Here is a 25,126-nt window from a genome sequence, read left to right as displayed (position 1 = left end):
AAAATGGGATAAACAGCATCTTTTCGTTCGCCAGGCTAGGCGCGCTGCTGATCAAGGAGTTCATCCAGATGCGGCGCGACCGCATCACCTTCGCCATGATGCTCGGCGTGCCGTTGATGCAGCTGGTGCTGTTCGGCTATGCCATCAACAACGATCCGAAGAGCCTGCCGGCAGCGCTGGTGGCGATGAGCAGCGATCCTTACACACGAGCCATGGTTTCGGCGCTGCAGACCACCGGCTATTACCGCTTCGACCACGTCGCGCAAAGTGCCGCCGAAGCCGAATTCCTGATGGCGCGCGGCGACGTCGCCTTCGTCGTCACCATTCCCGCCGATTTTGCCCGGCGGGTCGAGCGCGGCGACAGCCCGCAGATTCTGATCGAGGCGGATGCGACCGATCCGGCCGTCGCCAGCGGCGCCATCTCGACGCTCGGCACCGTCGCCAACCAGGCGCTGCTCAGGGCACGCGGCATGCAGGAAACGGCGGCCGAGGCTGCCCGGGGCCAGCTCCAGGTGGTGGTGCACCGGCGCTACAATCCGGAAGCCGTCTCGCAATACAACATCGTGCCCGGCCTGCTCGGCGTCATCCTGCAGATGACGATGGTGATGATGACCTCGATCGCGCTGACGCGCGAGACCGAGCGCGGCACGATGGAGAACCTTCTGGCGATGCCGTCAAGCCCGCTCGAGATCATGCTGGGCAAGGTGCTGCCCTATCTGGCGGTCGGCGCCGTGCAGGTGCTGGTGGTGCTGGCAGCCTCGAAGCTTCTGTTTGCCATCCCCTTCACCGGATCGATGTCGCTGCTGTTGACGGCGGTCCTTATCTTCGTCTTGGCGCTGGTGCTGCTCGGCTACACGATCTCGACGATCGCCCGCACGCAAATGCAGGCCCTGCAGCTCACTTTCTTCTTCTTCTTGCCGTCGATCATGCTGTCCGGCTTCATGTTCCCCTATCGCGGCATGCCGGACTGGGCGCAGGTCTTTGGCGAGGTGCTGCCGCTGACGCACTTCCTGCGCATCATCCGCGCGGTGATGCTGAAGGGCGCCGAACTGCCGGCGGTGGCAACGGAAATCGGCTGGCTGGTGGTGTTCGTGGCGCTGTTCGCCGGTATTGCGCTGGTGCGGTTCCGCCGGACGCTGGATTAGGGTCGAACTCGATCCGCTTGTGCAAATGATCGAGATTCACACGGACTTGGCCTGGCCCGGGACCGGTGTCAATTCAGGCGCATTGAGCCCTTCGAAGGGATCGCGCCAGGCGTCGATTTCTTCGAGTTGAAGATACCAGCGACTGACAGAGGGATAGTCATCGAGCGGCAATCGGGCGAGATCGTTGAAGGGCAGAAACGTCGCCATTCGAAAGTCGGTATAGGAAACCGAAGCGCCGACCAGCCATTCTCGCTGGGAAAGCTCGGCATCAAGTATGGCAGCGGCCGTCCGGAAGTCGCTAAGGCCCTCCTCAACCCGCGCCTGATCTATCGGGCCGAGCCCATAGCGCTGTTTGGTCCCGCGTTCGAAATGCACGACATCGCAGGCTCTTGCGAAGTTCTCTTTCCCCCAACTCAGCCATCGGATCATCTCGGGCTCGTCGTCGCCAGCGCGCCAGAAATCCGAATGCATATCGTGCGAAAGCCGACAGGCTATGGCGTCGGCCTCCCAGAGGCTTTTTCCCGAACCTATAAGGATGGGCAATGAAAGATTTGGATTGAGCGGCCGAAATCGCTCGGCCTGGCCCGGAGCGAAGGGAGAGGCGAATTCAAACTCGACCTTGGCGTTGAGATACCGTGCCACCGCGACCGCGAGGCGAGGATTGGGATTGCGGCTGAAGAACAGTTTCATTGATCTCAGTCTTTGAAGGGTACCGGTTCGACCGGGTGCAACGGACGCTTGAGCACCTCGAATCGGCACATGAGCTGGAACTGGTTGCTATCCTAGCCGGCAGCAATGATCTCGGCATAGGTGCTGAGATCGACATTGCCGCCGGAGAGCACCACGGCAATGGATTTCCCGGCAAGGTCGATCTCGCCTGACGACAGCGCGGACAAGCCGACGCAACCGCCAGGTTCGACGACCAGCTTCAAGCAAGCCATCGCATCGCGCATCGCCTGTGCCACCGCCTTGTCGGAAACGGCGATGGCGCCGGCGAGATTCTTTCGGTTAATCTCGAAAGTGATGGCGCCCGGCTCGGCGACGAGAAGGGCATCGCAGATCGAGGTGTGGCCGGGCGCGTTCGACACCCTGGCGCCTTTGATCAGCGAGCGGCGTGTGTCGTCGAAATGCTCGGGTTCCACGGCCCAGACGGCGGTGCCCGGCGAGGCGTCCTTGACCGCGATCGAAATGCCGCTGCTCAAGCCGCCGCCGCCGCAGGGAACCACTACCGCATCGAGGCTGACGCCAAGCGCTCTTGCTTGGCGCATCAATTCGAGGCCGACCGTGCCCTGGCCGGCGATGATGGCCGGATCGTCGTAAGGCGGCACCAGGACCATGCCCTTTTCCACGTAAGAACGGACGACGGCAGTGCGATCGTCGCGGACCCGGTCGAAGGTGATCACTTCGGCGCCCATCTTCCTGACATTGCCGACCTTCATCGCCGGCGCGTCGGCAGGCATGGCGATTACGGCCTTGACGCCGAACATCCCCGCCGCGGCGGCAACGCCTTGCGCGTGATTACCCGACGAGAAGGCGACGACGCCGCGGGCGCGTTCTTCCGCCGAGAGCGAGGAGAGCTTGTTGTATGCACCGCGGAACTTGAACGAGCCGGTGCGCTGCAACGTCTCCGGCTTGAACAGGATCCTGGCGCCGAAGCGATTGTTCAACTCCGGCGATTCGATCAGCGGCGTTTCGACGATCCGTCCGGACAATCGCGCTGCTGCGCTGTGAATATCGGCGATGCCGGGAGGGGTGGTCATGGCTAGGTCCTACAAGAGATGAGACCGCCTATGCTGCACGGAAAGGGAGGCGGCGCACGAATGAAAAAATGTGACCGTTACAATTCGTCCTTGGAGGCAGGAGAGTGGGGCGTGACTGTCCCCACCGCCTCCTCGGCCCTCTGCCATGCGTTCGCCGCTTCAGTCGACAAATCGTTGTCGATTGACCGGCATAGCCTGCCGCTCCTCACCCCAACAGCGTCTTTTGCCGTTTGGGGCCGCCCATCTTGCGCCACGTGTTGAAGCGGTGGGTGGCGGCGGCGAAGGAGATCTTCATCTGCTGGGCAACCGAATAGCGCGACTTGCCCTCGTCGAACAGCCGATAGCAGCACTCGACGCCCTCCTCGGTCAACTTGCCGTCGGGAGCCTTGTTGTGCGGATTGGCGGGATCAAATTTTTCGACCTGCTGCTCGACCAGGCCTTTCAGGCGCTGCAGATCCGCCTCAATATTAGCGATAAGGTCGAGAACCGGTTTGGGATCAAACAGCTGCTGTTTTTCCGGCATCTGCGGCGTTCCTTTCTCTTAGTTGAGATTCGGTTATATAAGTGAACGTTTGCCGATAGCAACGGCGATGTGTTCGGGATTTTGAAGCCTGTACCTTTTGAGCATGAGTGGAGCGCACACGATTGACCGGCGACGTGCGAGGTCATAGTTTAGAACTATTCTAAACTAGGGTGAATTTCTCATGCTTTCCCGCGTTTTCGGCTTCGGCCGCCGTCCCTTTGAATCGCTCTCGGAACAGGAGATCCTGGCGCTCGCCATCTCCTCCGAGGAGGATGACGGGCGCATCTATCGCGCCTATGCCGACGGGCTGGCGGAGAGCTTTCCGCAATCGGCCAAGGTGTTCGAGGAGATGGCGGAGGAGGAGGACGGCCATCGCGATTCGCTGATCGAGCTTTACCGCAAGCGTTTCGGCGAGCGCATACCGCTGATCCGGCGCGAACATGTGAAGGGCTATTACGAACGCAAGCCGGACTGGCTGGTGAGGCCGCTCGGCATCGATCATGTGCGCAGCCAAGCCGAGGCCATGGAGCGGCAGGCCTACCTGTTCTATATCGAGGCGGCCAAACGCACAGGCGATGCGTCGACGCGAAAGCTGCTCGACGACCTGGCGATCGCAGAACAGGGCCACGAGACACTGGCGCAGCGGCTGGAGCAAAAGCATGTGCCGGGCGCGGTCAAGGACGAAGAAACGGCAGCCGAGCAGCGCCAGTTCATCCTGACCTATGTCCAACCGGGGCTGGCCGGGCTGATGGATGGCTCGGTGTCGACGCTGGCGCCGATCTTTGCCGCCGCCTTTGCCACGCATGATACGTTCCAGACCTTTCTGGTCGGGCTTGCCGCCTCGATCGGCGCTGGCATCTCGATGGGTTTCACCGAGGTGGCTTCCGACGACGGCAAATTATCGGGCCGCGGCTCGCCGGCAAAACGCGGGCTGACCGTCGGCGTCATGACGACGCTGGGCGGGCTCGGCCATGCGCTGCCCTATCTAATCCCGCTTTTTTGGACGGCGACCATTGTCGCCGCCGTGGTGGTTTTCTTCGAGCTGTGGGCGATCGCCTTCGTGCAGAACCGCTACATGCAGACGCCATTCTGGCGCGCCGCCTTCCAGGTGGTGCTGGGTGGCGCGCTGGTGTTTGCGGCAGGGGTGCTGATCGGGAATGCCTAACAGTCCTTAACCATTTACCGCCTGGCTGTCCTGAGGCGCCTCGGCGCGTTCGGTCAGGCCGTAATCGCGCACGACATGGGCGATGCGCAAACGATAGTCCGCAAAGATACCGCCGCGCCCGGCCTTCTGCGCCTGCCGATGTTCCTGCGTGTTGCGCCAGGTCTTCACCGCGTCCTCGTCGCGCCAGAAGGACAGCGACAGGATGCGGTTCGGATCGGCAAGGCTCTGGAAGCGCTCGATCGACAGGAAACCGTCGATGCCGTCGAGCAGTGGGCGCAGGTCGGCGGCGATGCCGAGATAGGCATCGCGCTTGCCCGCCGCCGACTCGACCTCGAAGATGACGGCGATCATGGCTTCACCAAAGGAGCATGCGGCCCGGAGGCCAGCTTGAGGAAGATGCGGTCCTCCTTCAGAATGAATTTTTCCCGTCGGGCGAACTCGTAGTTCGCCTTGCCGGCGGGATCGGCGGCGAGCCGGGCGCGGTAGGCTTCGTAGGCCGCAAGACTGTCGATGTTGTAGGCGGCATAAGCCGTGGTGGCCGAGCCTTCGCGCGGCGCGAAATAGCCGATCAGATCGGCGCCGCAGCGCGGGATCGCCTGCCCCCAATTGCGTGCATATTCCTCGAACGCCGCCTTGCCGAACGGATCGATCTCGTAGCGGATGAAGCAGGTGATGGTCATTTTCGCCTCCTTGGCGGTGGATGTTTTCTTGCGGTCACAGTTCGAGCCGGATCGAAACGTTCCGAAGATCGATATGCTAGGCAAATCCCTCGCTGATCATGCCTGCCAGAACGATTTCGCGCATTCGCGGCGGACGTCTTCAGGTGTCAGGCCAAGGTCACGCAGCAGATGATCGTCGATCTCGGCGAGGTCGAGACGCTGCAAATGACGGTCGTACCACCGCTTCAGGAGCCGCAGCCGCAAGCGGCGCAAGACAATGAACGGGAACGGCCGGCGAGCAGGCGCGGCGCTGAGAATGGTCCTTGCAGGCATCGTTGTCTCCTTGATTTGCATCGAGACTAATGCTTTATCTGACGAGGATGCTTCGATGAGGAACGAACTATGCGCGAAGGACCTGACATAGCCCGCACAGCCAGCCTGGTGGGCGATCCGGCGCGGGCAAACATGCTGTCCGCACTGATGGGCGGCACTGCACTGACGGCGAGCGAACTGGCACTCGAAGCCGGGGTGTCGCTTCCGACAGCGAGCTCGCATCTGTCGAAGCTGATGGAAGGCGGGCTGCTGACACTGGCGAGCCAGGGGCGGCACCGCTATTATGGCCTCGCCTGCCCGCAGGTGGCAGGAATGATCGAAGCTATCACCGGCGTTGCCGCCGCGGTCGGGCCGCAGAGGGTGCGACCCGGCCCTCGCGACGCGGCCATGCGCGTGGCGCGGGTCTGCTACGACCACCTCGCCGGCGAGCAGGCGGTGGCGATGCTGGACCGTCTCGTCGCTCGACAAGTGCTCCTGCGCGATGATGAGGAGATTCAGCTTGGGCCGTCGGCCACCTCGCATTTCGCCGCGATCGGCATCGACATCCATACCAAAGCGCGGCGACCGGTGTGCCGCGCCTGCCTCGACTGGAGCGTGAGGCGCTCGCACCTCGCCGGCACGCTGGGCGCCGCCATTCTCGACAAGATCCTCGCCGAGAAATGGGCACGGCGCGAGAAGGACAGCCGTGCCGTGATCTTTTCACCGGTAGGCAAGCAGGCCTTCGAGACGACGTTTCTCGCCTGACGGCTCGCTTCAATGCGCTAGAACGGTTCGTCGTTTCACGGAAACGCCGAACCGCTGTAACTTTTTGTTTTGAAGCATGTCGTTGTCGCAAACCGCTGCACATTTTTGCGCGACATGCATTAGCCGCGCTTGAGCGGCTTGGCCTGCTTGAAAAAATCCGCCCAGGGATCGGCTTGCCCGAGCCGCTTCAGCGTCGTCTTGTCGCCGATCGGAAAGGCGTTCGGCGGCAATCCGGCCTCGATTTCCGCCCAGGTCACTGGCATCGATATCGTGGCGCCTTTTTTGGCGCGCGACGAATAAGGCGCAACCGTGGTGGCGCCGCGGCCGTTGCGCAGATAATCGACGAAAATCTTGCCCGTGCGCGCCTTCTTCGACAGCGTCGCCGTGTAGCGGTCGGGTGCGGCTTGCTCGAGCGCTCGGGCGAACTCATGGGCGAAGCCTTTGACCTCGTCCCAGTCCGCCGACGGCTTCAGCGGGACGAGGACATGATAGCCCTTGCCGCCCGAGGTCTTGACGAAATTAGGCAGGGACAGTTCGTCGAGCCGGCTGCGGATATCGAGCGCCGCGGCACGCACTGCCTTCACGTCGACACCCTCGTCGGGATCGAGATCGAAGATGATCTGGTCGGGTTTTTCCAGTTCGTCCGTGGTCGAGCCCCAGATGTGGATCTCGACGACGCCGAGCTGCACCAGGGCCACGACACCGTCGAAATCGCGGATGAACAATATCTCCTCGCCGTCGGTGGGATCCTTCATCACTGCGATCTTGTCGTGCATGCCGGCCGAGGCATGTTTTTGGAAGAACCGTTGGCCGCCAACGCCGTCCGGCGCCCGCACGAGGCTGAGCGGCCGGTTGATGACGAATTGCTTCATGCGCGGCCAGACCAGCGCGTAGTGATCAACCAGATCCTGCTTCGATACGTTCTCCTCGGGCCACAGAAGCTTGTCGGGGCGGGACAGTGTAACCGAGGTTTTCGCCGCGCCGGCGGGTTCGGCGGGCTTTGGCCTCGGCTCGGCCGTGGCTGAGCGTGCTTTCGGTTTCTCCTGCACGACTTCCTCCGCCGGCTTGTCCTCGCGCAATCCCTGGAACGACGCGTGGCGTATTATACGGTCCGACGTCCAACTGCGAAACTCCACTTCGCCGACAAGTTCGGGCTTGACCCAGACCAGCCCCTTGCCCCTTGGCACCGCCCTGTCGAAGGGCGAGGTTGTCGTCTTCAGCGCATCAAGCCTCTTCTTCAGCTCGTTGGTGCTTTTGGCCGTGAAGCCGGTGCCGACGCGGCCGGCATAGCGCAGCTTGCCGCCCTCGTGATAGCCGACCAGCAGCGAGCGCAGGCCCCGCCCGGTCTTGTCCGACGGCATGTAGCCGCCGATGACGAATTCCTGGCGCGCCGTACATTTCGACTTCACCCAGGACGGGACACGGCCGCTGCGGTAGGGCGCATCGGCGCGCTTGGAGACGACGCCTTCGAGCCCCAGCCGGCAAGCATGCTCCAGCATGATCTTGCCGGGCTCGGCAAAGTGGTCGCTGAAGCGCACGGCCTGATCCTCGGCCTGTCCGGCGAGCAAAGTGCGCAGCCTTTCCTTGCGCTCGACCAGCGGCTCGGAACGGATATCCTCACCGTTGAGACGCAACAGGTCGAAAACGTAGTAGATGAAACGATCCGTGCGGCCCGCCGACAGATCTTGCTGCAGCAGCGAGAATGACGAGACGCCGTTATCCGCCAGCACGACGATTTCGCCGTCGATGATCGCATCGGTGCATTTCAGGCCGCCAAGTGCCGCGACAATTGCGCCACCGAATTTGTCGGTCCAGTCGAGGCCGGCGCGTGTCAAAAGCCGCACCTCGGTGCCGGTAAGCTGCGACTGCATGCGATAGCCGTCGAACTTCACCTCATGCAGCCAGTCCTTGCCGGGCGGCGCGTCCCGCTCCAGCGTTGCGAGCGCCGGTTCGATGAATTCGAGCCGCCTTGCCGCGACTGCCTTCTTGCCGGTAGCCGGCCTGTCGGACTGCCAGACCCTTGGCTTCTTGCCGTCGGCGGTCTTGCCTTCGCCGACCTCCTCGATGGTCAGGCCGGATTTCACCGATTGCGGCGCCTCCTGCAAAATGTCCTCGCCCGGACGCGCGGCGGCATCGTCGGATTTGATCAGCAACCAGTTGTCACGCTTTTCGCCCGGACGCGGCTTCAGCCGCACCAGATGCCATGCGCCATGCAATTTGTGGCCATGCAGTTCGAAACTGATATGGCCTTTCTTCATCGCCTTTGCCGGGTCGCCATCGGGGACCCAAGTTCCCTCATCCCAGACAATGACCGAGCCGCCGCCATATTGGTCCTTCGGGATGGTGCCTTCAAACGGCGCATAGTCGATCGGGTGGTCCTCGACATGCACGGCGAGCCGCTTTTCGTGCGGGTCGAGGCTCGGGCCTCGCGTCACCGCCCAGCTCCACAGCACGCCGCCGTGCTCGAGACGAAGGTCGTAGTGAAGCCTGGTGGCGGCATGCTTGTGGATGACGAAGATGCCACCCGGCACGGCTTTCTTGCCGTGCGAAACCTTGCCGGCTGGTTCGGCCGTCTTCTTGAAATTGCGCTTGGCGTGATACTGCTCGAGGCTGGCCATGGGCGGATCCTAAGCAGATTTGCGCCGGGCGGCTTTGGACTTGGCGCCTTTTGCCGGGCGTTCGGTCTTTGCCGGCGCACCGGCTTCCGACGAAAGGCTCTTCTTCAGCGCATCGAAGAGGTTGACGACGTTGGAGGGCCGTGGTTCCGCCTTGGTCTTCGGTGCCTTCTTGCCGGCCTTCTTGGCGCGGACCAGCTCGATCAGGGCGTTTTCGTATTTGTCCTCGAATTCGGAAGGATCGAACTTCGCCTGTTTCTCATCGACGATGTGTTCGGCCAGCCTGATCATCTCGGCGTCGGTCTTCACCGGCTTGATGTCGCCGAACACCATCTCGGGCCTGCGAACCGTATCGCCATAGCGCAGGGTCGTCAGCAGCAGACCCTTGCCCAACGGCTCAATGACCACCGGACGTTCGCGGCGATAGAGCACAATGCGGGCTAGCCCCGCCGTCTTCTTGGCGGCCATGGCGTCGCGGATGACGGCGAAGGCCTCTTCCGAGACCTCGTCCGCAGGCGTCACATAGTAGGGCGCATCGAGATAGATCTGCTGGATCGAGGATTTTTCGATGAAACCATCGAGGCTCATCGTATGCGAGGATTCGATCTGCACGGCTTCGATCTCCTCCTCCTCGATTTGGACGAAGTCGCCGTCGCCGATCTCGTAGCCCTTGATCTCGTCGCCTTCATCGAGCGGCTTGCCGCTTGCCGAATCGACATAGACGCGCTTGACGGTATTGCCGGTCTTGCGGTTGAGCACGCGGAACGAGACTTTCTCGGCCTGGGTGACGACATTGGTCAGTTCGACGGCGCAAGTGACCAGCGAAAGCTTGAGATACCCTCTCCAGGCCGGGCGCGGCGCCATGACAAACTCCCTGCGCGACAATGTTCAACCGAGAACGGGCAAAGTCCGTTCCGGTTCCGGCGGCCCAAAAGGCAAGTCCGAGCTTTCAACCCAGCCTTGCCTTTGTTCTCGCTCACTGCCCTACTCGACGGCTTGCAGGTTGACCTTGCTTTCCGCTATTTCGGTAAGCTTGCGGTCGGTTGCCTGCTCCTCCTTGAGGTTGTTGGCCAACACATTGGCGCAGTCGCTGCGGCCCAGTTGCTTGGCCCAAGCAATCAGGGTGCCGTAACGGGTCATCTCATAATGCTCGACCGCCTGGGCGGAGGCGATCAGCGCAGCGTCGAGGACCTCCTTGTCGGCGATGTCGCCGCTGACGTCGTCGGCTTCTTCGAGAATGCCGTCGATGGCCGGGCAGTCGACCTGCTTGGCCTTCACGCCGTGCAGTTCGAACACCTGCTCGACACGCTGGATATGACCCTTGGTCTGAGCGAGATGTTTCTCAAAGCCCGCTTTCAGCTGCGGATCACTCGCCTTGTCGATCATCTTCGGCAGCGATTTCTCGATCTGTTTTTCAGCGTAATAGATGTCGCGCAGCGTGTGCACGAAGAGGTCGTCGAGGGTTTTGATATCCTTCGAAAAGAAACCCATGGCCTTTGCCTTTCCATTGCTCTTGCAGTTTCGGATTTTTTGGCTGCGGCCCACCCGAGCACCACAGTCTGCGAAGCCGGTTCGTCCCGGCACTGGGAAATCAACGTGCGGCTGACGGGCCGGTTCCTGGTTTTCCGGCCGCGTGCACGGAAATTTCGCGGTCCGGCAAAACCTGAAACAAAACCGCGCCTCTGCGACATTCAGGCGAAACATATGTGATGCAAAAGTCACACTGGACGAAATGCCGACGGACTGCATGGAAACACCGCGAATCAGCCGCATTCCAGCCATGAACAAAGGCATTTTCGACCAGAGATTAACATCGCGTTCACCGACTATTCACGCCTGGACGCTATGATCCCCGCAATTCGGAAGGGAAATCCGAAACGGGACAGGGACCGAGTAAAATGAGCTTCTGGAATCAAATCGCCGGCTATGCCGCCGCCATCCGCGAATTCGTCGCGCCGACCTATCGGCCTGAGCGCTATTATATGCGCGGCCCAGGCCCCGCCTGCGCGCGCCGTGGCAACACGCTTGGGATCAGCGTGCGCTGATGATGAGCATGGAGAGCCGTCACGACAGCCGTATCTGCCGGCCCGACGCCGACAATCGGTCAACGACCTATCGCGCCGAGCGCCCTGCGCTGACCGACAGACGGCGTGCGACAACGCCAAGCCTCTAGCATTCCGGGCTTTGATCCAGCCGCCGGCAGGCCTAGTGTCGCCTGACACCAGCTGCCGGGCGTCACGTGATCGTCAAGCCGAACCATTCTCCTGAGCCGCCAGAATTCGAATCAAGTCGCCCGTTGATCGTGTTCGACGGTATTTGCGTGTTGTGCTCGGGCTTTGTGCGCATGGTGGTGAAGCTCGACCGCAAGGGCCGCTTCCATTTCGTAACGGCGCAGTCGCCCTTCGGCGAGATGCTGTTCAAGAAATACGGGCTGCGGACGGATCGCTACGAGACCAATCTCGTCATCGTCGATGGCGTGGCTTTCACCCGCCTGGACAGTTTCGTTGCCGTCATGGCCGAACTCGGCTGGCCGTGGCGGGCGGCGCGGATCCTGCTGCTGTTGCCGCGCCCGCTTCGCGACTGGCTCTACGACCGCATCGCAAAGAACCGCTACGCCCTGTTCGGCAAGAAGGACAATTGCGAAATCCCTTCCGCCGAGGTGAGGGCAAGATTGATCTGCTAGGTTCGTTGCCGTGGCCGGGAGCGGGCGGGGCATTTTGGGGGAACTGCGGATGAAGGTTCTTGTCGTCGGCGGCTATGGCACCTTTGGCGGTCGCACCGTCGAGCTTTTGGAGGGCGAGCCGCATCTGATCCTCTTTGTCGCCGGGCGCTCGCTCGCCAAGGCTGACGCGTATTGCAAGAAGCGCGCCCCGACAGCAGCCCAGCTGGTGCCGGCACTGTTCGACCGTGACGGCGATCTCGCCGCGCAACTCGCTGCATTTGAGCCTGATATTGTAGTCGACGCGAGCGGTCCGTTCCAGGCCTATGGCGAGGGACGCTATCGCCTGATCGAGGCCTGCATCGCCCAGCGCATCAACTATCTCGATCTAGCCGACGGCTCGGATTTCGTCGCCGGTGTCTCTGCGTTCGACGAGGCGGCGCGAAACGCCGGCGTCTTCGTGCTGTCCGGCGTCTCGAGCTTTCCGGTGCTGACGGCGGCGGTGGTGCGTCGCCTGTCTTCGGACCTGACGCGGGTCGACGGCATTCGCGGCGGCATCGCGCCTTCGCCCTTTGCCGGCGTCGGCGCGAACGTCATCCGGGCTATCGCCGGTTATGCCGGTCGGCCGGTGCGGCTTGTTCGCAATGGCCGTCCCGAACAAGGCCGTCCGTTTACCGAGCAGCTGCGCTACACTATCGCGCCGCCGGGCCGGCTGCCGCTTCGAAACGCGCTGTTTTCTCTGGTCGACGTTCCGGACCTGCGCGCCTTGGCCGCGCTTTGGCCGGAGGCGAGGACCATCTGGATGGGAGCCGGGCCGGTACCCGAGGTGCTGCACCGCGCCCTGATCGGCCTCGCCTGGCTGGTGCGCGCCGGATTGATCGGTTCGCTTTCGCCACTGGCGCCGCTGATGCATCAGGCAACGAACCGGCTGCGCTGGGGCGAGCATCGCGGCGGCATGTTCGTCGAGGTGGAGGGATCGGACCGGGCGGGCGCCATCGTCAAGCGCTCGTGGCATCTCTTGGCCGAGGGCAATGACGGGCCGCTGATCCCGTCGATGGCGGTCGAAGCACTGGCCCGCAAAGCGCTGGCCGGACATCAGCCCGCGCCGGGCGCACGGGCGGGGGTGCGCGATTTGGAGCTCCGGGATTATGAAGCCCTGTTCGCCGGGCGGACAATCTACACCGGCTTCAGGAACGGGGCGGCGGACGAGGACAAGCCGCTTTATGCCGAGCTGCTCGGTGCCGCCTGGCAAGGCCTTCCCGAGGCAATTCGGTCAATGCATGACCGTACGATCACGGCCGCAGGCCGCGCGCGCGTCGAACGCGGGCGCAATGTTCTTGGCCGGCTAATGGCCTGGACGGTCGGCTTCCCCGGGGCAAGCGAGGACATCCCGGTTCATGTCCGCTTCGACACCGACAAGGACGGCGAGACCTGGACCCGGACATTCGGCAAGCACAGTTTTTCGAGCCTACAGTCCGCAGGCCGGGGTCGATCGCAGCGCTTGCTGTGCGAACGCTTCGGCCCGCTGACCTTCGCGATGGCGCTGGTTGCCGAAGACGGCCGGCTGGCGCTGGTCTTGCGCCGCTGGAGTTTTTTTGGCCTGCCGCTTCCGATGTGGCTCGGTCCACGCTCGACTTCCTACGAAACGGTGAAATGGCCGCTTCCGCTTCCATGTCGAGATCTCGCATCCGCTTGCCGGCATGATCGCCCGCTACCGCGGCTGGCTGGAGCCCTCCGGCCCGCACGGCTCCAGCGAGATCGTGTCGCCTGCCAGCTTGGCCAGTTCGCGACAGTCCTGCGCCGTGCACAGCGTCCAGCCCTGACCCGTGGCGCCCGAGGCGGCGAGCGCGAGGCGCCGCTGTGGCCCGACCTTGGGCGCATAGACCCACCAGCCGTTTCTCAGCACCGAGCCTTGCGGCGGCTCCATCCCGGCGCCCGATCCCTTGATGCGGGCCTCGACCAGCTGCAGGCCGGACGGCAGCACCTTCCAGTCTTCCTGCCACTGGGTCTTCTCCACCGAATGCACCCAGGAGAGCGTGAAGGCAGCGACCGCGAGCGTCACCGTCTTGCCGGCCGCGACGATGCAGAGGCTCATGCTGAATTAGCCAGCGAAGCCTGCCGCGCGCGCCAGCAGTGCCAGCCGATCCAGGCAAGGGACAGCGCCCAGCCCGCCTCGTCGGTGAGCGGCAGCGCGGCAACCAGCAGCACGCCGGCGGCGAAGGCGACGAGACGTTCCCACCAGGCCATGCGCCGGGCGAGGAACCCGACAGCCGCGGCGCCCCACAGGACGATGCCCATGCAGGCCTTGGCAACGATATAGACGACCTCGACGGGATAGCCGAACTGGGCGGCGATCGGGCCGGGGTCCTGCAACATCAGCGCCGGGGTGTAGACCGCCATGAACGGCACGACGAAGCCGGCGACGGCAAGCTTGGTGGCCTGGATGCCGATCTTGAGGCCGCTCTCCTTGGCCATTGGCGCGGCGGCGAAGGCGGCCAGCGCCACCGGCGGAGTGAGGTCGGCCATGATGCCGAAATAGAAGACGAACATGTGGCTGACCACCAGCGGCACGCCGAGCGAGAGCAATGCCGGCCCGGCCAACGACGAGGTGATGATGTAGTTAGGGATGGTCGGGATACCCATGCCGAGCACCAGGCAGGTGAGCATGGTCAGCAACAGCGACAGGAACAGATTGTTCTCGCCGATGGAGATGATCCAGCCGATGAAGGTCGAGGCGATGCCGGTAAGCGTCAACGTGCCGATGACGATGCCGACAATGGCGCAGGCAATGCCGACCGGCAGCGCGTTCTTTGCTCCTTCGGCAAGGGAATCCACGCATATGCGCAGCGTCTCGCGCCCGCCCTTGAAGGTGAGGCAGGCGGCGACCAGCACGGCGATGACCAGGCTGAGGATGTTGACGCCGAATTTCATGAAGGAAGCCGCGGCAAGCCCGAGCGCCAGCCAGAAGACGATGCGGAAGGCGAGCGGCCCGATCGATGCTGCCAGCGGCGTGCCGAGGATAAGCACAATGGTCAACGCCAGGCCCATGGTGCCGGCGAACACCGGTGTGTAGCCGGCAAACAGCAGGTAGATCAGTGCTGCGAGAGGCAGTACCAGCGGCCAATGTTGTCTGACCGCATCCCACGGATTGGGCAGGTCGGCCTTGGCCATGCCGTGCAGGCCGGCCTTGCCGGCTTCCAGGTGCACCTGCCAGAAACAGGCGCCGAAATAGAGCAGCGCCGGAATGATCGCCGCCTTGACCACCGCGGCATAGGGGATGTTCAGGGTCTCGGCCATGATAAAGGCAACCGCTCCCATCACCGGCGGCATGATCTGGCCGCCCATCGACGAGGTCGCCTCGACGGCGCCGGCGAAAGCCGAGCGGAAACCGAAGCGCTTCATCAGCGGGATGGTGAACTGGCCGCTGGCCACCACATTGGCGACGCCGGAGCCGGAAATGGTGCCCATCAGCGCCGAGGACAGCACGCAGACTTGCGCCGGGCCGCCGCGCCATGAGCCGACCAGGCCAAGCGCAAAATCGTTGAACAGCGCGATCATGCCGGCGCGCTCAAGAAAGGCGGCGAAAACGACGAAGATGAAGATGTAGGCGGCCGAGACATAGATCGGCGTGCCGTAGATGCCTTCGGTGCCATAGGCGAAGGTGTCGACGAGCTGGGCGAAATCATAGCCGCGATGGATGAACGGCGGCGGCAGATGATTGCCGGCAAATGCGTAGGCGAGAAAGATGAAGGCAATGACGGCGAGCGGCAGCCCCATTAACCGCCGCGCCGCCTCGAAGACCAGCACGACCAGCACCGCGCCGACGATCAGGTCAGGCGTGGTGAGAAAGCCGGAGCGGCGGATGAGGTCGGCATAGAACACCCAATTGTACAGACCGGTGGCGAAACCAAGCAGGCCGAGCGTCCAGAACACTGCTTTCGCCGGGACGCTTTTGGCGCGCAGATTGGCGATTAGGGCAAAGCCGAGCAGCAGCAGGAAGCCGACATGCATGGCGCGTATGACCTGGCTCGGCAGGCTGCCATAGGCGGCGATGTAGATTTGGAAGATGGAGAAGGCGATGGCGATAAAAAAAGCCGCCTTGCCGGCGATGCCTTCGCCGAAGCCAGGCGGCAATCCTTCGACAGGAGCTTCCGCTGTGGGGGAAAGAACGGTCGGGGTTACGGTCATTAGCGGGGTTCCTGGCGGGGCGGTCCCCTCCTCGAGGGGAGGGTGCCGAGCGAAGCGAGGCGGGTGGGGTCGATGCGGCCGTGCGCGGCCTCAACCGACCCTACCCGTCCATTCGCCTTCGGCAGCTGTTCACCTTCTCCTCAAGGGGGAGGGATGGCTCCTTACTTCACCAATCCCTTTTCCTTGTAATACCTCTCGGCGCCTGGATGCAGCGGCACCGGCATGCCGTCGAGCGCCTTGGCCGGGTCGATCGCCTTGGCGGCGGCGTGGGCAGCGGTGAGCTGGTCGAGATGCTCGAACAGCAGTTTCGTCATCTGGTAGGCGGTCTCGTCGGAGACATCGGCGCTGGTGATCAGGAAATTGCCGACGGCGGCGGTCGCAACATCCTCGGTCTGGCCCTCGTAGGTGCCCTTGGGGATGACCACGGAAAGATAGGGCGAGCCGATCTTGGCGACGTCCTCCGCCGGCACGGCAACAACGTTTACCGGCACTGAGGTGGCGAGGTCACGGATCGACGCGACCCCAAGGCCAGCCGACTGCAGCGTGGCGTCGAGCTGGCGGTTCTTGATCAGCTCCACCGATTCGGCGAAGGGCAGATATTCGATCCGCCCGAGGTCTTCGTATTTCAGCCCGGCAGCGGCAAATATCGTGCGGGCGTTGAGCTCGGTGCCTGAGGCCGGCGCGCCGACCGAAAGGCTCTTGCCCTTGAGATCGGCGAGCGTCTTGATGCCGGATTCCTTGCTGGCGACGATCTGGATGTAATTGGGATAGATGGCGGCAATGCCGCGCAGCTTGTCGAGCTTGCCTGGGAAGCCTGCTTCGGTATTGCCTTCGGCGGCCAGCTTGACGGAATCTCCAAGCGCGAAAGCAATCTCGCCCTTGCCCTGCTGCAAGAGATTGAGGTTTTCGACCGACGCTTTCGTCGCCTGCACCTGGGTGCGCGCGCCTTCGATGCCCTTGCCGTAGATTTCCGACAGCGCGACGCCGAGCGGATAGTAGACGCCGGACGTGCCGCCGGTCAGCACGTTGATGAATTCCTGTGCCTTGACCGATACCGCGCCAAGGCCAAGCGACAGCGCCAGCACGCCGGCTGCAACAAATTTCGTCCTGAAATTGAGCATGCGATTTCCTCCCTGAAAATTCGCCGCCGTGCCCTCCTCGGCGGCACGAAGCGAAGCGAGTTTAGACAGCGGGCGGGAAATGCCAACCCGCAATAGCAGCGATTAGACGAACGGCTAAGCAGTGCCGCAACACGTTGGCGCTTGCGCGAGGTCGCATCGCGGCAGAAAGATTTTTCCAGCGCTTGTCGAAATCCGGCAGGGCCGCGCGACATAAGTCCGGCTCGCAACGATGCGGCCTTCGAGAAACGGGAGAAGACCATGCGATACATGCTTTTGATCTATGGAAACGAAGCGGGGATGGCAGCCGCGCCAGCAGATGCGGTGACACAGATGTCGAGCGCGTACGTCGCCTACACCGAAGCGTTGAAGAAATCCGGCGCCTGGCTCGCCGGCGACCGGCTGAAGCCGACGCAATCCGCTACCTCGGTGCGGATGGCCAATGGCAAGACCAACGTGCTCGACGGCCCCTATGCCGACACCAAGGAGCAGCTTGCCGGCTTCTATATGATCGAAGCGGAGGACGTCGACGCCGCCATTGCCTGGGCGGCGCGCTGCCCGGGCGCCAGCACCGGCACGGTAGAGGTGCGGCCGATCTGGGAACTCACCATGTGATGCCGGAATTGCCCGACACCGCGCGGGCGGCGGCGGAAGCGGCCGCCCGGCAAAGCTACGGCAAGCTGGTTGCCTATCTCGCCGCACGCACGCGCGACGTGGCCGCTGCCGAGGACGCATTGGCCGATGCCTTTGCAGCGGCGCTCGAGCGTTGGCCACAGGCGGGCGTGCCCGACAAGCCGGAAGCCTGGCTGCTGGCGGTCGCGCGCCGGCGCCGCGTCGACGCGGTCAGACGGCGGCTGACAAGCGAGGCGGGCCGCGATCACCTCAGGCTGATCGCCGAGGAGATGGAGGCACGAATGGCCGACGAAGACCTGCCGGACGAGCGGCTCAGGCTGATGTTTGCCTGCGCCCATCCGGCGATCGAGGCCGGTGTCCGCGCGCCGCTGATCCTGCAGACGGTCCTGGGCTTCGACGCAGCGACCATCGCCTCGGCTTTTCTTGTGTCGCCAGCCACGATGAGCCAGCGGCTGGTGCGCGCCAAGACCCGCATCCGCGAGACCGGCATTCCGTTCCGCGTGCCGGAGCGGGCCGAACTCGGCGAGCGGCTGGGCACCGTTCTGGAAGCGATCTACGCGGCGTTTGCCGAAGGTTGGTCCGACCCGGCCGGCACCGAAACGCGGCGCCGCAATCTCGCGACCGAAGGCATCTGGCTCGGCCGTCTGATCGCCTCGCTGATGCCGGATGAGCCGGAAGCACTCGGCCTGCTGGCGCTGATGCTGTTCGCCGAGGCGCGGCGTGCAGCCCGGCGCAATGCGGCGGGTGACTATGTGCCGCTGGCCGAGCAGGATCTTGCATTGTGGGACGACACCCTGATCGATGAAGCGGAGGCGCTGCTCGGGCGCGCGGCCGCCGAGGGTGTTGTCGGCCGCTACCAGCTCGAGGCCGCCGTGCAATCCGCCCATACGACACGGCGGCTGACCGGTTGCACCGACTGGGTCGCGATCAAGGAGCTCTACGACGCGCTGTCGGTGATTGCCGGCTCGCCGGTGGTGTCGATCAACCGTGCGGTGGCGATTGCCGAGGCCGAAGGTGCTTCAGCAGGATTGGGCGCGCTTGATCAACTCAGCGGCGACAAGCGGCTGTATGATTATCAACCTTACTGGGCCGCCCGCGCGGGCCTGCTGGCCAGACTCGGCAAAGTTCCGCAAGCGAGCGAGGCCTATGACCGGGCTATCGGCCTCGAACGCGATCCGGCCGTGCGCCGGTTCCTGCAGGAACGACGGGCATGGCTCGGCCACGCGGAAAGACACTGAGACAAGGCGGAGTGCTTAGGCCGGCCACATGTCGTGGGAAGCATTCAGCCTCTTTATCACTCGATGTTCCCGCAAATTGGCCCACAGGCGTTCGATATTCGGCCAAGCGGTTGGAACCTTCGCGACCTCCGGATGCCAGGCCACCAACATGACGAGATAGACGTCGGCCAGCGAGAGCCGGTCGCCGGCCAGCCAGTCATGGCCTGCGAGGGCGGCATCGAGAATGGCGAAGCTGCGATCCATTTCCGAGACCGCCGCCTGTTTGACAGCGTCCACGCCGCGGGGATCGGTCGTGTAGCGATGAGCGTAGAAGAACCGCAGGTCAGCCGAATAGATGACGGAGGACATGAAAAACATCCAGCGCAGGAAGTCGGCACGGTCAGCCGAACTTGCTGCGGGCGCCAGTCCTGCTTCCGGGTGGCGCTCGGCCAGCAGGATGCAGATCGCCGCCGATTCGGTCATCGAGCGTCCGTCCGGCAAGACCAGGACCGGTACCTGGTTCAAGGGACTGATGTCGAGGAAGGCCTGGTTGGGTCGGCCTTTTGGAACATCGATCTGGTCGAAAGGCACACCCGCCAAAGCGAGCGCCGCCTCGATGACAAAGCCGCCGGTATTGGCACGCGTATAGAGCTTGTACACTAAATCCTCCGCCTGCCGGGCAGCGACGATCTGATACGGAAGTGACTCGCCGCTCAAGCGAACAATGCACGCCACAGGTATTTTTTCGGCGGCCCAGGCCGAAGCGTCGATGTAGAACTTTTTGATGCCGGAGGGGCAGCGCGAAGGAGCGCTACGAATCCATCCCTGTCAAACTCTGTGTGGAGGACCTAAGCCCCCAATCCCTCGAATAGGATCGTCGAGAGATAGCGCTCGGCGAAGGAGGGGATGACGACGACGAGGTTCTTGCCCTTGTTCTCGGGCCGCGAGCCGACGACGATCGCCGCTTGCAGGGCGGCCCCCGACGAGATGCCGACCGGCACACCTTCGAGCCGAGCGACGAGCCGTGCATTGGCAACCGAATCCTCGTTCGAGACTTTGACGATCTCGTCATAGATCGTCGTGTCGAGGATTTTTGGCGCGAAGCCGGCGCCAATGCCCTGGATCTTGTGCGGGCCTGGCTGGCCGCCCGACAGCACCGGCGAGGCTTCCGGTTCGACGGCGACGACATGCACCGAGGGCTTACGCTTCTTCAGCACCTGGCCGACGCCGGTGATGGTGCCGCCGGTCCCGATGCCGGCAACGAAGATATCGACTTCGCCATGGGTGTCGTTCCAGATTTCCTCGGCCGTGGTGCGGCGATGGATTTCCGGATTGGCCGGGTTTTCGAATTGCTGCGGAATGACAGCGTCGGGCAGCGTTGCCGCCAGCTCGTCCGCCTTGGCGATGGCGCCCTTCATGCCTTTCGGCCCTTCGGTCAGCACCAGTTCGGCACCGAGCAGAGCCAGCATCTTGCGGCGTTCGACGGACATGGTTTCCGGCATGGTCAGGATCAGCTTGTAGCCCTTGGCAGCGGCGGCAAAGGCGAGCGCGATGCCGGTATTGCCCGAGGTCGGCTCGATCAGGGTGGTCTTGCCGGGCGTAATCCTGCCCGAAGCCTCCAATGCCTCGATCATCGACACGCCGATGCGGTCCTTGACCGAGCCGATCGGGTTGAAGAATTCGAGCTTGGCCAGCAGATTGGCGACGACACCCTTCTCCCTGGCGAATTTATCAAGCCGCACCAGCGGCGTGTCGCCGATCGTCTCGGTGATCGAATTGTAGATGCGGCCGCGGCCGGGCACGTGTGCGGGGGTGGCGGGCTTGTTCATTGATTTCCTCCCAGAGGTCAAGCGGCAAGAGTCGCGCGGGCATAGGATAGAGCCATCCACCGCGCAAGATAGGCTGTCGATCGAAAAATATCCGAGTGAAGTTCGTGCTGAGTACCCCCGCCCTTGCAAGGCCTGGCAATCCTTGGGCGGATTGGCGAAAGAGATCTATTGGCGGGCGGCAATTGCCGCCGCCGCACCGACCATGAAGCCCGCGGCGGTGCGGTTGAGTACCCTCAGCGCCCGCGGCGACTTCAGGAACCAGCGCGCCTTGGCCGCCAGCGCCAGATAGGGCACCAGCACCACGAGCAGGACGACGATGGTGAGCGCGACGAGGATGCCGTAATCGGCCAGCGTGATCGTCTTCAGATCGACGATGGTCGGGGTGATGGCAAGATAGAAGATCATCGTCTTCGGATTGCCGAGCGTGACGGCAAGGCCGGCTACAAAGCTGGATGCCAAGCCGCCCTTGCCTTTCTTCGCCTCCACCGTTTCCGGCGTGATGCCGCTCGTCCAGAAACGCCAGCCAAGAAAGGCGAGGTAGGCGACGCCCAGCCATTTGATGGCCAGGAAGACCATGCCGAAAGTCTGTGCGACGAAAGCCAGGCCGAGCACCACGGCAGTGAGATAGGTCAGGTCGCCGAGCATCAGCCCGAACGACATGGCCAGCGACGAGCGGAAGCCGGAACCCAGCGCACGCGCAACGAGCGCGGTGACGCCGGGGCCGGGGATGGCCGCGGCGATGCCGAGGGCAGCACTATAGGCGAGAAACCCGGTGAGTGTCATGATTCGCGCTTGTCGCACAATGTTGAAGTTGGGTGAATTCCCTCGGCCCGGATTCGATTGCGCCAGCGCAGCAGGCGACACCGCCGTTCAGGAGCGGCCGTCTTCGTAGGTAACGCGCCAGATGGTGCCATTACCGTCCTCTGTGACGATCAGCGAGCCGTCCTTGGCCATCGCGACACCGACCGGGCGGCCCCAGACGGCGTCGTTCGAGATGACGAAGCCGGTCATGAAGTCCTCATACTCGCCGGTCGGCTTGCCATCCCTGAATTTGAGCCTCACCACCTTGTAGCCGGTCCTGGCGCCACGGTTCCACGAACCATGCATGGCGACGAAAGCGTCACCCTGATAATCCGCCGGGAAGTTCTTGCCGTCGTAGAAGGCTATGTTCATCGGCGCCGAATGCGCCTGCATCAATACATCGGGGACAGTGGCCTTGCCGGCGAGGTCTGGCCGCTCGCCGTGATGGCGCGGATCCTCGTTATTGCCGATGTAGTACCAAGGCCAACCATAGAATCCGCCGTCCTTGACCGCTGTTGCAAATTCGAACGGCACATTGTCGCCGAGTTCGTCGCGCTCATTGACGACGCACCACAATGCGCCGGTGGCGGGCTGCACGGTCATGCCCGTACAGTTGCGCAGGCCGGTGGCGACAGTTCGGGGATTTTTCCCATCCGGGTCAAAGGCGAGCACATCGGCACGGCCGTCCTCGGAGCCCCAGGCCGCCCCGAGCGGCTTTGATTTGGCCCAGGCGTCGAGGCCGCTATCCGGCTCCTTGCCTATATCCTCGGCGACGTTCGAGGCGGAGCCAACCGACAAATAAAGCGTTTTGCCGTCCTGCGAGAAGGCGATGTCGCGGGTCGTGTGACCACCCGACGGGATTTGGGCGACAATGGTTTCTGGTTTGCCGGATGTCTTCAGGTCGCCATCGCGATAGGGGAAGCGGACGATGCTGTCGCTGTTCGCGACATAAACCCATTGCGGTTTGTCTCCTGGCGGATAGAAGGCGATGCCGTAGGGATAATTGAGCCCCTTGGCGAAGATCGCTTTCTCGATGGGCTTGGCGCTGCCCTCGGCGAGACGATAGACGCGTATTTGGTCGGCATGGCTGTTGGCAACAAACAGGTCGCCATTCGGAGCGACGCGCACGACACGTGGATTGACGATGCCGGATGCGATCATTTCAGCCGAAAAGCCCGACGGCAATTCTGGCTTGGCGCTTTCGGGCCGTTCCGCCACGCCGGCGCCGTTCGAAGCGGATTGGGCGGGGTCGGCTGCCGGCATGTCTCGCGGCCCAATCAGGCGTCGGACGCCAGGCCTGTCGGCGTGCCAATCGCCAAACGCGGCTTCGCCTTTGAGCACATTCTGGTCCGCCTGCTGGGCGGCTGCCGGTGTCGCAACAAGGAGGGCAGCGGCAACGGCCGCAAAGCCGCCAGATCGGATCATCAACGTCCTCCGGGATTCGCCTCGAACAGGGCAAACGGCATCAGGTATTGATCGTTCCAAGCGGCCGTCCAGCACACGAGGATTTGAAGCCGAACCCGTTCAGTTGCCCGAGGCGTAAAAGTCGTCGTCGAGGCGCTTTTCCAGCGCGACCAGATCGGCCGGCAGCGGCAAACCCATCGCCCGCATCTCTTGCAGCTTCTCGCGCAACTGCTCTTGCACCTCGTGCTGATCCTCTGGCTGGTTGATCATTTCTTCGAGCAGCAGACTGATCTGGGCCTTGAACGATTCCAGCGCCATTCTTTTCTCCTCCTTGCGGCAGGCCCGCGGCGGCTCCTAGCTCAGCATGCGCGAAATCAGCTGCGCGGTATAGTCGACCATCGGTACTATGCGCGCATAATTCAGCCGCGTCGGCCCGATGACGCCGAGCGCACCGACGACGCGCGCGTCCTTGTCGCGATAGGGTGCCACCACCAGCGAGGAGCCAGACAGCGAAAACAGCTTGTTTTCCGAACCGATGAATATGCGCACGCCTGGGCCTGCCTCGGCGAGGTCGAGAAGCTGGATCAGCCCATCCTGCGTCTCCAGATCCTCAAACAGATGCCGCAGCAATTCTATGTCGGCCTGGGCAGTGACGTTTTCCAGGAGATTGGCGCGGCCGCGCACGATAAGCCGCCCAGGCACGCCGCTTTCAGCGCCTGCCCAGACCGCCAGGCCCTTCTCGACCAGATCCTGCGACAGCGTGTCGAGGGCTGCCCTGGTCTCTTCCTTGATGCGGGCGATCTCGACCCGCGCCTCGGCCAGGGTGCGACCGCGGATATGGGCGTTGAGGAAGTTGGAGGCTTCGTGCAATTGCGAGATGGTGATGCCGGCGGGCAGATCGATGACGCGATTTTCGACGTCGCCGTTCTGCGAGACCAGCACGGCCAGCGCCTTGGTCGGCTCGAGCTGGATGAATTCGATGTGCTTAAGCGCCACCTCATTCTTGGCGGCGAGCACGAGGCCGGCGCCGCGCGACATGCCGGACAGCATCTGGCTGGCCTCGGTCAGCATATGCTCCAGCGTCGCGCCCGAGCCGGAGGCGCGCACCTGGGCCTCGATGGTGCGGCGCTCCTCGTCGGAGAGGTCACCAAGTTCCATGAAAGCATCGACGAAGAAGCGCAGGCCGGCCTGGGTCGGCAGCCGGCCAGCCGAAATGTGCGGCGCATAGATCAGGCCGAGATGCTCAAGGTCGCTCATCACGTTGCGGATGGTGGCCGGCGACAGCGACGACGGCAGGATGCGCGACAGGCTGCGCGAACCGACCGGCTCGCCATCCCTCAAATAGGAATCGACGATGCGCCGGAAGATGTCGCGCGAACGCATGTCGAGCGATTGAAGCGCGGGCGATTGCAGCGCGTGCGACGGGAGCACGTGCGACTGCAAACCGGGATCGACTGCCTTTGTCATTTCGAGCCAAAAACCTCCGCCCCGAAGATATAGACTTCCGCGGTGTCGGCGCAACCGGTCCATTTTCCTTTGCGCCTCACGCCCCGTGCGGCTACAAGCCGGCCAAGATTCCCCGGCCAAGATTCCGAAGAAAGAAAGAAGCCTGAATGCGCCCTTCCAAACGCCAATTCGACGAAATGCGCCCCATCTCCTTCGAGCGCGGCGTCTCCAAGCATGCGGAAGGCTCGTGCCTGGTGAAGTTCGGCGACACGCATGTGCTGTGTACGGCCAGCCTGGAGGAAAAGGTGCCGGGCTGGATGCGCAACTCCGGCAAGGGCTGGGTGACGGCGGAATACGGCATGCTGCCGCGTTCGACCGGCGAGCGCATGCGCCGCGAGGCTTCGGCCGGCAAACAAGGCGGCCGCACGCTGGAAATCCAGCGGCTGATCGGCCGCTCCCTGCGCGCCGTGGTCGATCTGCAGGCGCTCGGCGAGCAGCAGATCACCGTCGACTGCGACGTGATCCAGGCCGACGGCGGCACGCGCACCGCTTCGATCACCGGCGGCTGGGTGGCGCTCTACGACTGCCTGCGCTGGATGGAAACCCGCCAGATGGCGAGCCTGGGCAAGGTGCTGAAGGATCACGTTGCGGCGATCTCCTGCGGCATCCATGATGGCCAGCCGGTCATCGACCTCGACTATATCGAGGATTCCTCGGCCGGCACCGACGCCAATTTCGTCATGACCGGCAAGGGCGGCATCGTCGAGATCCAAGGCACGGCCGAGGGCGAGCCGTTCTCGGAAGAGCAGTTCGCGGCGCTGATGGGGCTCGCCAAGAAAGGTATTCAGCGCCTGGTCAGCTTGCAGCAAATGGCGGTGGCTTAGCTG

26 protein-coding genes and 1 pseudogene are annotated in these 25,126 nt (G+C 63.3%); 9 read left to right on the top strand and 18 right to left on the bottom strand.

Going from position 1 to position 25,126, the window contains the following annotated elements; translation table 11 throughout:
• The first annotated feature begins 8 nt into the window (after nucleotides 1–8).
• Nucleotides 9–1,145: an ABC transporter permease gene (locus NKI25_RS19390; RefSeq protein ID WP_023679006.1), complete on the top strand. Its 1,137-nt coding sequence runs from the start codon at nucleotides 9–11 to the stop codon at nucleotides 1,143–1,145.
• 36 nt (nucleotides 1,146–1,181) lie between these two features.
• Here NKI25_RS19390 and NKI25_RS19385 read toward each other — a convergent pair whose 3' ends face one another.
• The 3 genes from NKI25_RS19385 to NKI25_RS19375 form a co-directional block, all read right to left on the bottom strand.
• Nucleotides 1,182–1,835, bottom strand: coding sequence for a glutathione S-transferase family protein (locus NKI25_RS19385; RefSeq protein ID WP_352591705.1), 654 nt, complete (start codon nucleotides 1,833–1,835; stop codon nucleotides 1,182–1,184).
• A 92-nt stretch (nucleotides 1,836–1,927) separates the two neighbouring features.
• A complete protein-coding gene (locus NKI25_RS19380) occupies nucleotides 1,928–2,905 on the bottom strand; it encodes a threonine ammonia-lyase (protein WP_352591708.1) in 978 nt (325 codons plus the stop codon).
• A 205-nt stretch (nucleotides 2,906–3,110) separates the two neighbouring features.
• The gene (locus NKI25_RS19375) at nucleotides 3,111–3,428 is read right to left on the bottom strand and encodes a hypothetical protein (protein ID WP_023679003.1); all 318 of its coding nucleotides are present in this window, start codon (nucleotides 3,426–3,428) and stop codon (nucleotides 3,111–3,113) included.
• A 181-nt stretch (nucleotides 3,429–3,609) separates the two neighbouring features.
• Here NKI25_RS19375 and mbfA point away from each other — a divergent pair, with 181 nt between their 5' ends.
• A complete protein-coding gene (gene mbfA / locus NKI25_RS19370) occupies nucleotides 3,610–4,593 on the top strand; it encodes an iron exporter MbfA (RefSeq protein WP_352451856.1) in 984 nt (327 codons plus the stop codon).
• Between the two features lie 6 nt (nucleotides 4,594–4,599).
• On the opposite strand, the gene NKI25_RS19365 is transcribed toward mbfA, so the two are convergent.
• From NKI25_RS19365 to NKI25_RS19355, 3 genes are all read right to left on the bottom strand, one after another.
• Nucleotides 4,600–4,944 carry an antibiotic biosynthesis monooxygenase family protein gene (locus NKI25_RS19365; protein ID WP_352591711.1) on the bottom strand — a complete coding sequence of 115 codons (345 nt, stop codon included), beginning with the start codon at nucleotides 4,942–4,944 and terminating at the stop codon, nucleotides 4,600–4,602.
• Complete coding sequence (locus tag NKI25_RS19360) at nucleotides 4,941–5,273, bottom strand: NIPSNAP family protein (protein WP_352591714.1); 333 nt, start codon at nucleotides 5,271–5,273, stop codon at nucleotides 4,941–4,943. The genes NKI25_RS19365 and NKI25_RS19360 overlap by 4 nt, the downstream gene beginning before the upstream one ends.
• 96 nt (nucleotides 5,274–5,369) lie before the next feature.
• Entirely contained in the window at nucleotides 5,370–5,585 is a 216-nt protein-coding gene (locus NKI25_RS19355; protein ID WP_023678999.1) for a DUF1127 domain-containing protein, read from the bottom strand.
• A 69-nt stretch (nucleotides 5,586–5,654) separates the two neighbouring features.
• Here NKI25_RS19355 and NKI25_RS19350 point away from each other — a divergent pair, with 69 nt between their 5' ends.
• Nucleotides 5,655–6,329, top strand: coding sequence for an ArsR/SmtB family transcription factor (locus NKI25_RS19350; RefSeq protein WP_352591717.1), 675 nt, complete (start codon nucleotides 5,655–5,657; stop codon nucleotides 6,327–6,329).
• A 119-nt stretch (nucleotides 6,330–6,448) separates the two neighbouring features.
• Here NKI25_RS19350 and ligD read toward each other — a convergent pair whose 3' ends face one another.
• The 3 genes from ligD to NKI25_RS19335 form a co-directional block, all read right to left on the bottom strand.
• Nucleotides 6,449–8,947 (bottom strand): DNA ligase D, encoded by a 2,499-nt coding sequence (ligD, locus tag NKI25_RS19345; protein WP_352591720.1) that lies wholly within the window; start codon nucleotides 8,945–8,947, stop codon nucleotides 6,449–6,451.
• Nucleotides 8,948–8,956: 9 nt separating this feature from the next.
• Entirely contained in the window at nucleotides 8,957–9,808 is an 852-nt protein-coding gene (ku, locus tag NKI25_RS19340) for a non-homologous end joining protein Ku (protein WP_352591723.1), read from the bottom strand.
• Between the two features lie 120 nt (nucleotides 9,809–9,928).
• The gene (locus NKI25_RS19335) at nucleotides 9,929–10,435 is read right to left on the bottom strand and encodes a YciE/YciF ferroxidase family protein (protein ID WP_352591901.1); all 507 of its coding nucleotides are present in this window, start codon (nucleotides 10,433–10,435) and stop codon (nucleotides 9,929–9,931) included.
• A gap of 407 nt (nucleotides 10,436–10,842) precedes the next feature.
• Here NKI25_RS19335 and NKI25_RS19330 point away from each other — a divergent pair, with 407 nt between their 5' ends.
• The 3 genes and pseudogenes from NKI25_RS19330 to NKI25_RS19320 all read left to right on the top strand — a co-directional run.
• Nucleotides 10,843–10,989: a hypothetical protein gene (locus NKI25_RS19330; RefSeq protein ID WP_023678994.1), complete on the top strand. Its 147-nt coding sequence runs from the start codon at nucleotides 10,843–10,845 to the stop codon at nucleotides 10,987–10,989.
• A gap of 257 nt (nucleotides 10,990–11,246) precedes the next feature.
• A complete protein-coding gene (locus NKI25_RS19325; RefSeq protein WP_352591904.1) occupies nucleotides 11,247–11,627 on the top strand; it encodes a thiol-disulfide oxidoreductase DCC family protein in 381 nt (126 codons plus the stop codon).
• 49 nt (nucleotides 11,628–11,676) lie between these two features.
• Nucleotides 11,677–13,191 (top strand): annotated as a pseudogene (locus tag NKI25_RS19320) (DUF4166 domain-containing protein); the annotation flags it as partial.
• A gap of 123 nt (nucleotides 13,192–13,314) precedes the next feature.
• Here the strand turns inward: NKI25_RS19320 and NKI25_RS19315 are convergent.
• The 3 genes from NKI25_RS19315 to NKI25_RS19305 form a co-directional block, all read right to left on the bottom strand.
• Nucleotides 13,315–13,698, bottom strand: coding sequence for a DUF1850 domain-containing protein (locus tag NKI25_RS19315; RefSeq protein WP_352999109.1), 384 nt, complete (start codon nucleotides 13,696–13,698; stop codon nucleotides 13,315–13,317).
• Complete coding sequence (locus tag NKI25_RS19310) at nucleotides 13,695–15,791, bottom strand: TRAP transporter permease (RefSeq protein WP_352999088.1); 2,097 nt, start codon at nucleotides 15,789–15,791, stop codon at nucleotides 13,695–13,697. The genes NKI25_RS19315 and NKI25_RS19310 overlap by 4 nt, the downstream gene beginning before the upstream one ends.
• Before the next feature lie 161 nt (nucleotides 15,792–15,952).
• A complete protein-coding gene (locus tag NKI25_RS19305) occupies nucleotides 15,953–16,912 on the bottom strand; it encodes a TAXI family TRAP transporter solute-binding subunit (RefSeq protein ID WP_352575333.1) in 960 nt (319 codons plus the stop codon).
• 258 nt (nucleotides 16,913–17,170) lie between these two features.
• Here NKI25_RS19305 and NKI25_RS19300 point away from each other — a divergent pair, with 258 nt between their 5' ends.
• Nucleotides 17,171–17,524, top strand: coding sequence for a YciI family protein (locus NKI25_RS19300; protein ID WP_023718846.1), 354 nt, complete (start codon nucleotides 17,171–17,173; stop codon nucleotides 17,522–17,524).
• Nucleotides 17,524–18,780, top strand: a complete 1,257-nt coding sequence (locus tag NKI25_RS19295) for an RNA polymerase sigma factor (RefSeq protein ID WP_352999086.1) — start codon at nucleotides 17,524–17,526, stop codon at nucleotides 18,778–18,780. The genes NKI25_RS19300 and NKI25_RS19295 overlap by 1 nt, the downstream gene beginning before the upstream one ends.
• A gap of 15 nt (nucleotides 18,781–18,795) precedes the next feature.
• On the opposite strand, the gene NKI25_RS19290 is transcribed toward NKI25_RS19295, so the two are convergent.
• The 6 genes from NKI25_RS19290 to hrcA all read right to left on the bottom strand — a co-directional run bounded on the left by NKI25_RS19290 (nucleotide 18,796) and on the right by hrcA (nucleotide 24,260).
• Nucleotides 18,796–19,419 carry a glutathione S-transferase family protein gene (locus NKI25_RS19290; RefSeq protein WP_352747377.1) on the bottom strand — a complete coding sequence of 208 codons (624 nt, stop codon included), beginning with the start codon at nucleotides 19,417–19,419 and terminating at the stop codon, nucleotides 18,796–18,798.
• 188 nt (nucleotides 19,420–19,607) lie between these two features.
• Nucleotides 19,608–20,588, bottom strand: a complete 981-nt coding sequence (gene cysK, locus NKI25_RS19285; RefSeq protein WP_352999082.1) for a cysteine synthase A — start codon at nucleotides 20,586–20,588, stop codon at nucleotides 19,608–19,610.
• A 165-nt stretch (nucleotides 20,589–20,753) separates the two neighbouring features.
• Nucleotides 20,754–21,371 (bottom strand): LysE family translocator, encoded by a 618-nt coding sequence (locus NKI25_RS19280; protein ID WP_352451872.1) that lies wholly within the window; start codon nucleotides 21,369–21,371, stop codon nucleotides 20,754–20,756.
• A gap of 87 nt (nucleotides 21,372–21,458) precedes the next feature.
• Nucleotides 21,459–22,814: a PQQ-dependent sugar dehydrogenase gene (locus NKI25_RS19275; RefSeq protein ID WP_352999080.1), complete on the bottom strand. Its 1,356-nt coding sequence runs from the start codon at nucleotides 22,812–22,814 to the stop codon at nucleotides 21,459–21,461.
• Nucleotides 22,815–22,913: 99 nt separating this feature from the next.
• Nucleotides 22,914–23,111: a hypothetical protein gene (locus NKI25_RS19270; RefSeq protein WP_023678983.1), complete on the bottom strand. Its 198-nt coding sequence runs from the start codon at nucleotides 23,109–23,111 to the stop codon at nucleotides 22,914–22,916.
• Between the two features lie 36 nt (nucleotides 23,112–23,147).
• Nucleotides 23,148–24,260, bottom strand: coding sequence for a heat-inducible transcriptional repressor HrcA (hrcA, locus tag NKI25_RS19265; RefSeq protein ID WP_036239090.1), 1,113 nt, complete (start codon nucleotides 24,258–24,260; stop codon nucleotides 23,148–23,150).
• A 146-nt stretch (nucleotides 24,261–24,406) separates the two neighbouring features.
• Here hrcA and rph point away from each other — a divergent pair, with 146 nt between their 5' ends.
• Complete coding sequence (rph, locus tag NKI25_RS19260; protein ID WP_023678981.1) at nucleotides 24,407–25,123, top strand: ribonuclease PH; 717 nt, start codon at nucleotides 24,407–24,409, stop codon at nucleotides 25,121–25,123.
• The last annotated feature ends 3 nt before the right edge of the window (nucleotides 25,124–25,126 follow it).

Origin of the sequence: Mesorhizobium sp. M0808 (genome assembly GCF_040320025.1) — a bacterium.
Taxonomy (GTDB): domain Bacteria; phylum Pseudomonadota; class Alphaproteobacteria; order Rhizobiales; family Rhizobiaceae; genus Mesorhizobium.
The sequence above is the reverse complement of the archived record's forward strand: the minus strand, read 5'-3'. Positions and strand labels throughout refer to the sequence as shown.

Excerpts from the sequence above, each read along its gene's own strand:
- NKI25_RS19385 (WP_352591705.1), bottom strand. The coding sequence starts at position 1,835 with ATGAAACTGTTCTTCAGCCGCAATCCCAATCCTCGCCTCGCGGTCGCG.
- NKI25_RS19380 (WP_352591708.1), bottom strand. The coding sequence starts at position 2,905 with ATGACCACCCCTCCCGGCATCGCCGATATTCACAGCGCAGCAGCGCGA.
- NKI25_RS19375 (WP_023679003.1), bottom strand. The coding sequence starts at position 3,428 with ATGCCGGAAAAACAGCAGCTGTTTGATCCCAAACCGGTTCTCGACCTT.
- mbfA (WP_352451856.1), top strand. The coding sequence starts at position 3,610 with ATGCTTTCCCGCGTTTTCGGCTTCGGCCGCCGTCCCTTTGAATCGCTC.
- NKI25_RS19365 (WP_352591711.1), bottom strand. The coding sequence starts at position 4,944 with ATGATCGCCGTCATCTTCGAGGTCGAGTCGGCGGCGGGCAAGCGCGAT.
- NKI25_RS19360 (WP_352591714.1), bottom strand. The coding sequence starts at position 5,273 with ATGACCATCACCTGCTTCATCCGCTACGAGATCGATCCGTTCGGCAAG.
- NKI25_RS19355 (WP_023678999.1), bottom strand. The coding sequence starts at position 5,585 with ATGCCTGCAAGGACCATTCTCAGCGCCGCGCCTGCTCGCCGGCCGTTC.
- NKI25_RS19350 (WP_352591717.1), top strand. The coding sequence starts at position 5,655 with ATGCGCGAAGGACCTGACATAGCCCGCACAGCCAGCCTGGTGGGCGAT.
- ligD (WP_352591720.1), bottom strand. The coding sequence starts at position 8,947 with ATGGCCAGCCTCGAGCAGTATCACGCCAAGCGCAATTTCAAGAAGACG.
- ku (WP_352591723.1), bottom strand. The coding sequence starts at position 9,808 with ATGGCGCCGCGCCCGGCCTGGAGAGGGTATCTCAAGCTTTCGCTGGTC.
- NKI25_RS19335 (WP_352591901.1), bottom strand. The coding sequence starts at position 10,435 with ATGGGTTTCTTTTCGAAGGATATCAAAACCCTCGACGACCTCTTCGTG.
- NKI25_RS19330 (WP_023678994.1), top strand. The coding sequence starts at position 10,843 with ATGAGCTTCTGGAATCAAATCGCCGGCTATGCCGCCGCCATCCGCGAA.
- NKI25_RS19315 (WP_352999109.1), bottom strand. The coding sequence starts at position 13,698 with ATGAGCCTCTGCATCGTCGCGGCCGGCAAGACGGTGACGCTCGCGGTC.
- NKI25_RS19310 (WP_352999088.1), bottom strand. The coding sequence starts at position 15,791 with ATGACCGTAACCCCGACCGTTCTTTCCCCCACAGCGGAAGCTCCTGTC.
- NKI25_RS19305 (WP_352575333.1), bottom strand. The coding sequence starts at position 16,912 with ATGCTCAATTTCAGGACGAAATTTGTTGCAGCCGGCGTGCTGGCGCTG.
- NKI25_RS19300 (WP_023718846.1), top strand. The coding sequence starts at position 17,171 with ATGCGATACATGCTTTTGATCTATGGAAACGAAGCGGGGATGGCAGCC.
- NKI25_RS19295 (WP_352999086.1), top strand. The coding sequence starts at position 17,524 with ATGCCGGAATTGCCCGACACCGCGCGGGCGGCGGCGGAAGCGGCCGCC.
- cysK (WP_352999082.1), bottom strand. The coding sequence starts at position 20,588 with ATGAACAAGCCCGCCACCCCCGCACACGTGCCCGGCCGCGGCCGCATC.
- NKI25_RS19280 (WP_352451872.1), bottom strand. The coding sequence starts at position 21,371 with ATGACACTCACCGGGTTTCTCGCCTATAGTGCTGCCCTCGGCATCGCC.
- NKI25_RS19275 (WP_352999080.1), bottom strand. The coding sequence starts at position 22,814 with ATGATCCGATCTGGCGGCTTTGCGGCCGTTGCCGCTGCCCTCCTTGTT.
- NKI25_RS19270 (WP_023678983.1), bottom strand. The coding sequence starts at position 23,111 with ATGGCGCTGGAATCGTTCAAGGCCCAGATCAGTCTGCTGCTCGAAGAA.
- hrcA (WP_036239090.1), bottom strand. The coding sequence starts at position 24,260 with ATGACAAAGGCAGTCGATCCCGGTTTGCAGTCGCACGTGCTCCCGTCG.
- rph (WP_023678981.1), top strand. The coding sequence starts at position 24,407 with ATGCGCCCTTCCAAACGCCAATTCGACGAAATGCGCCCCATCTCCTTC.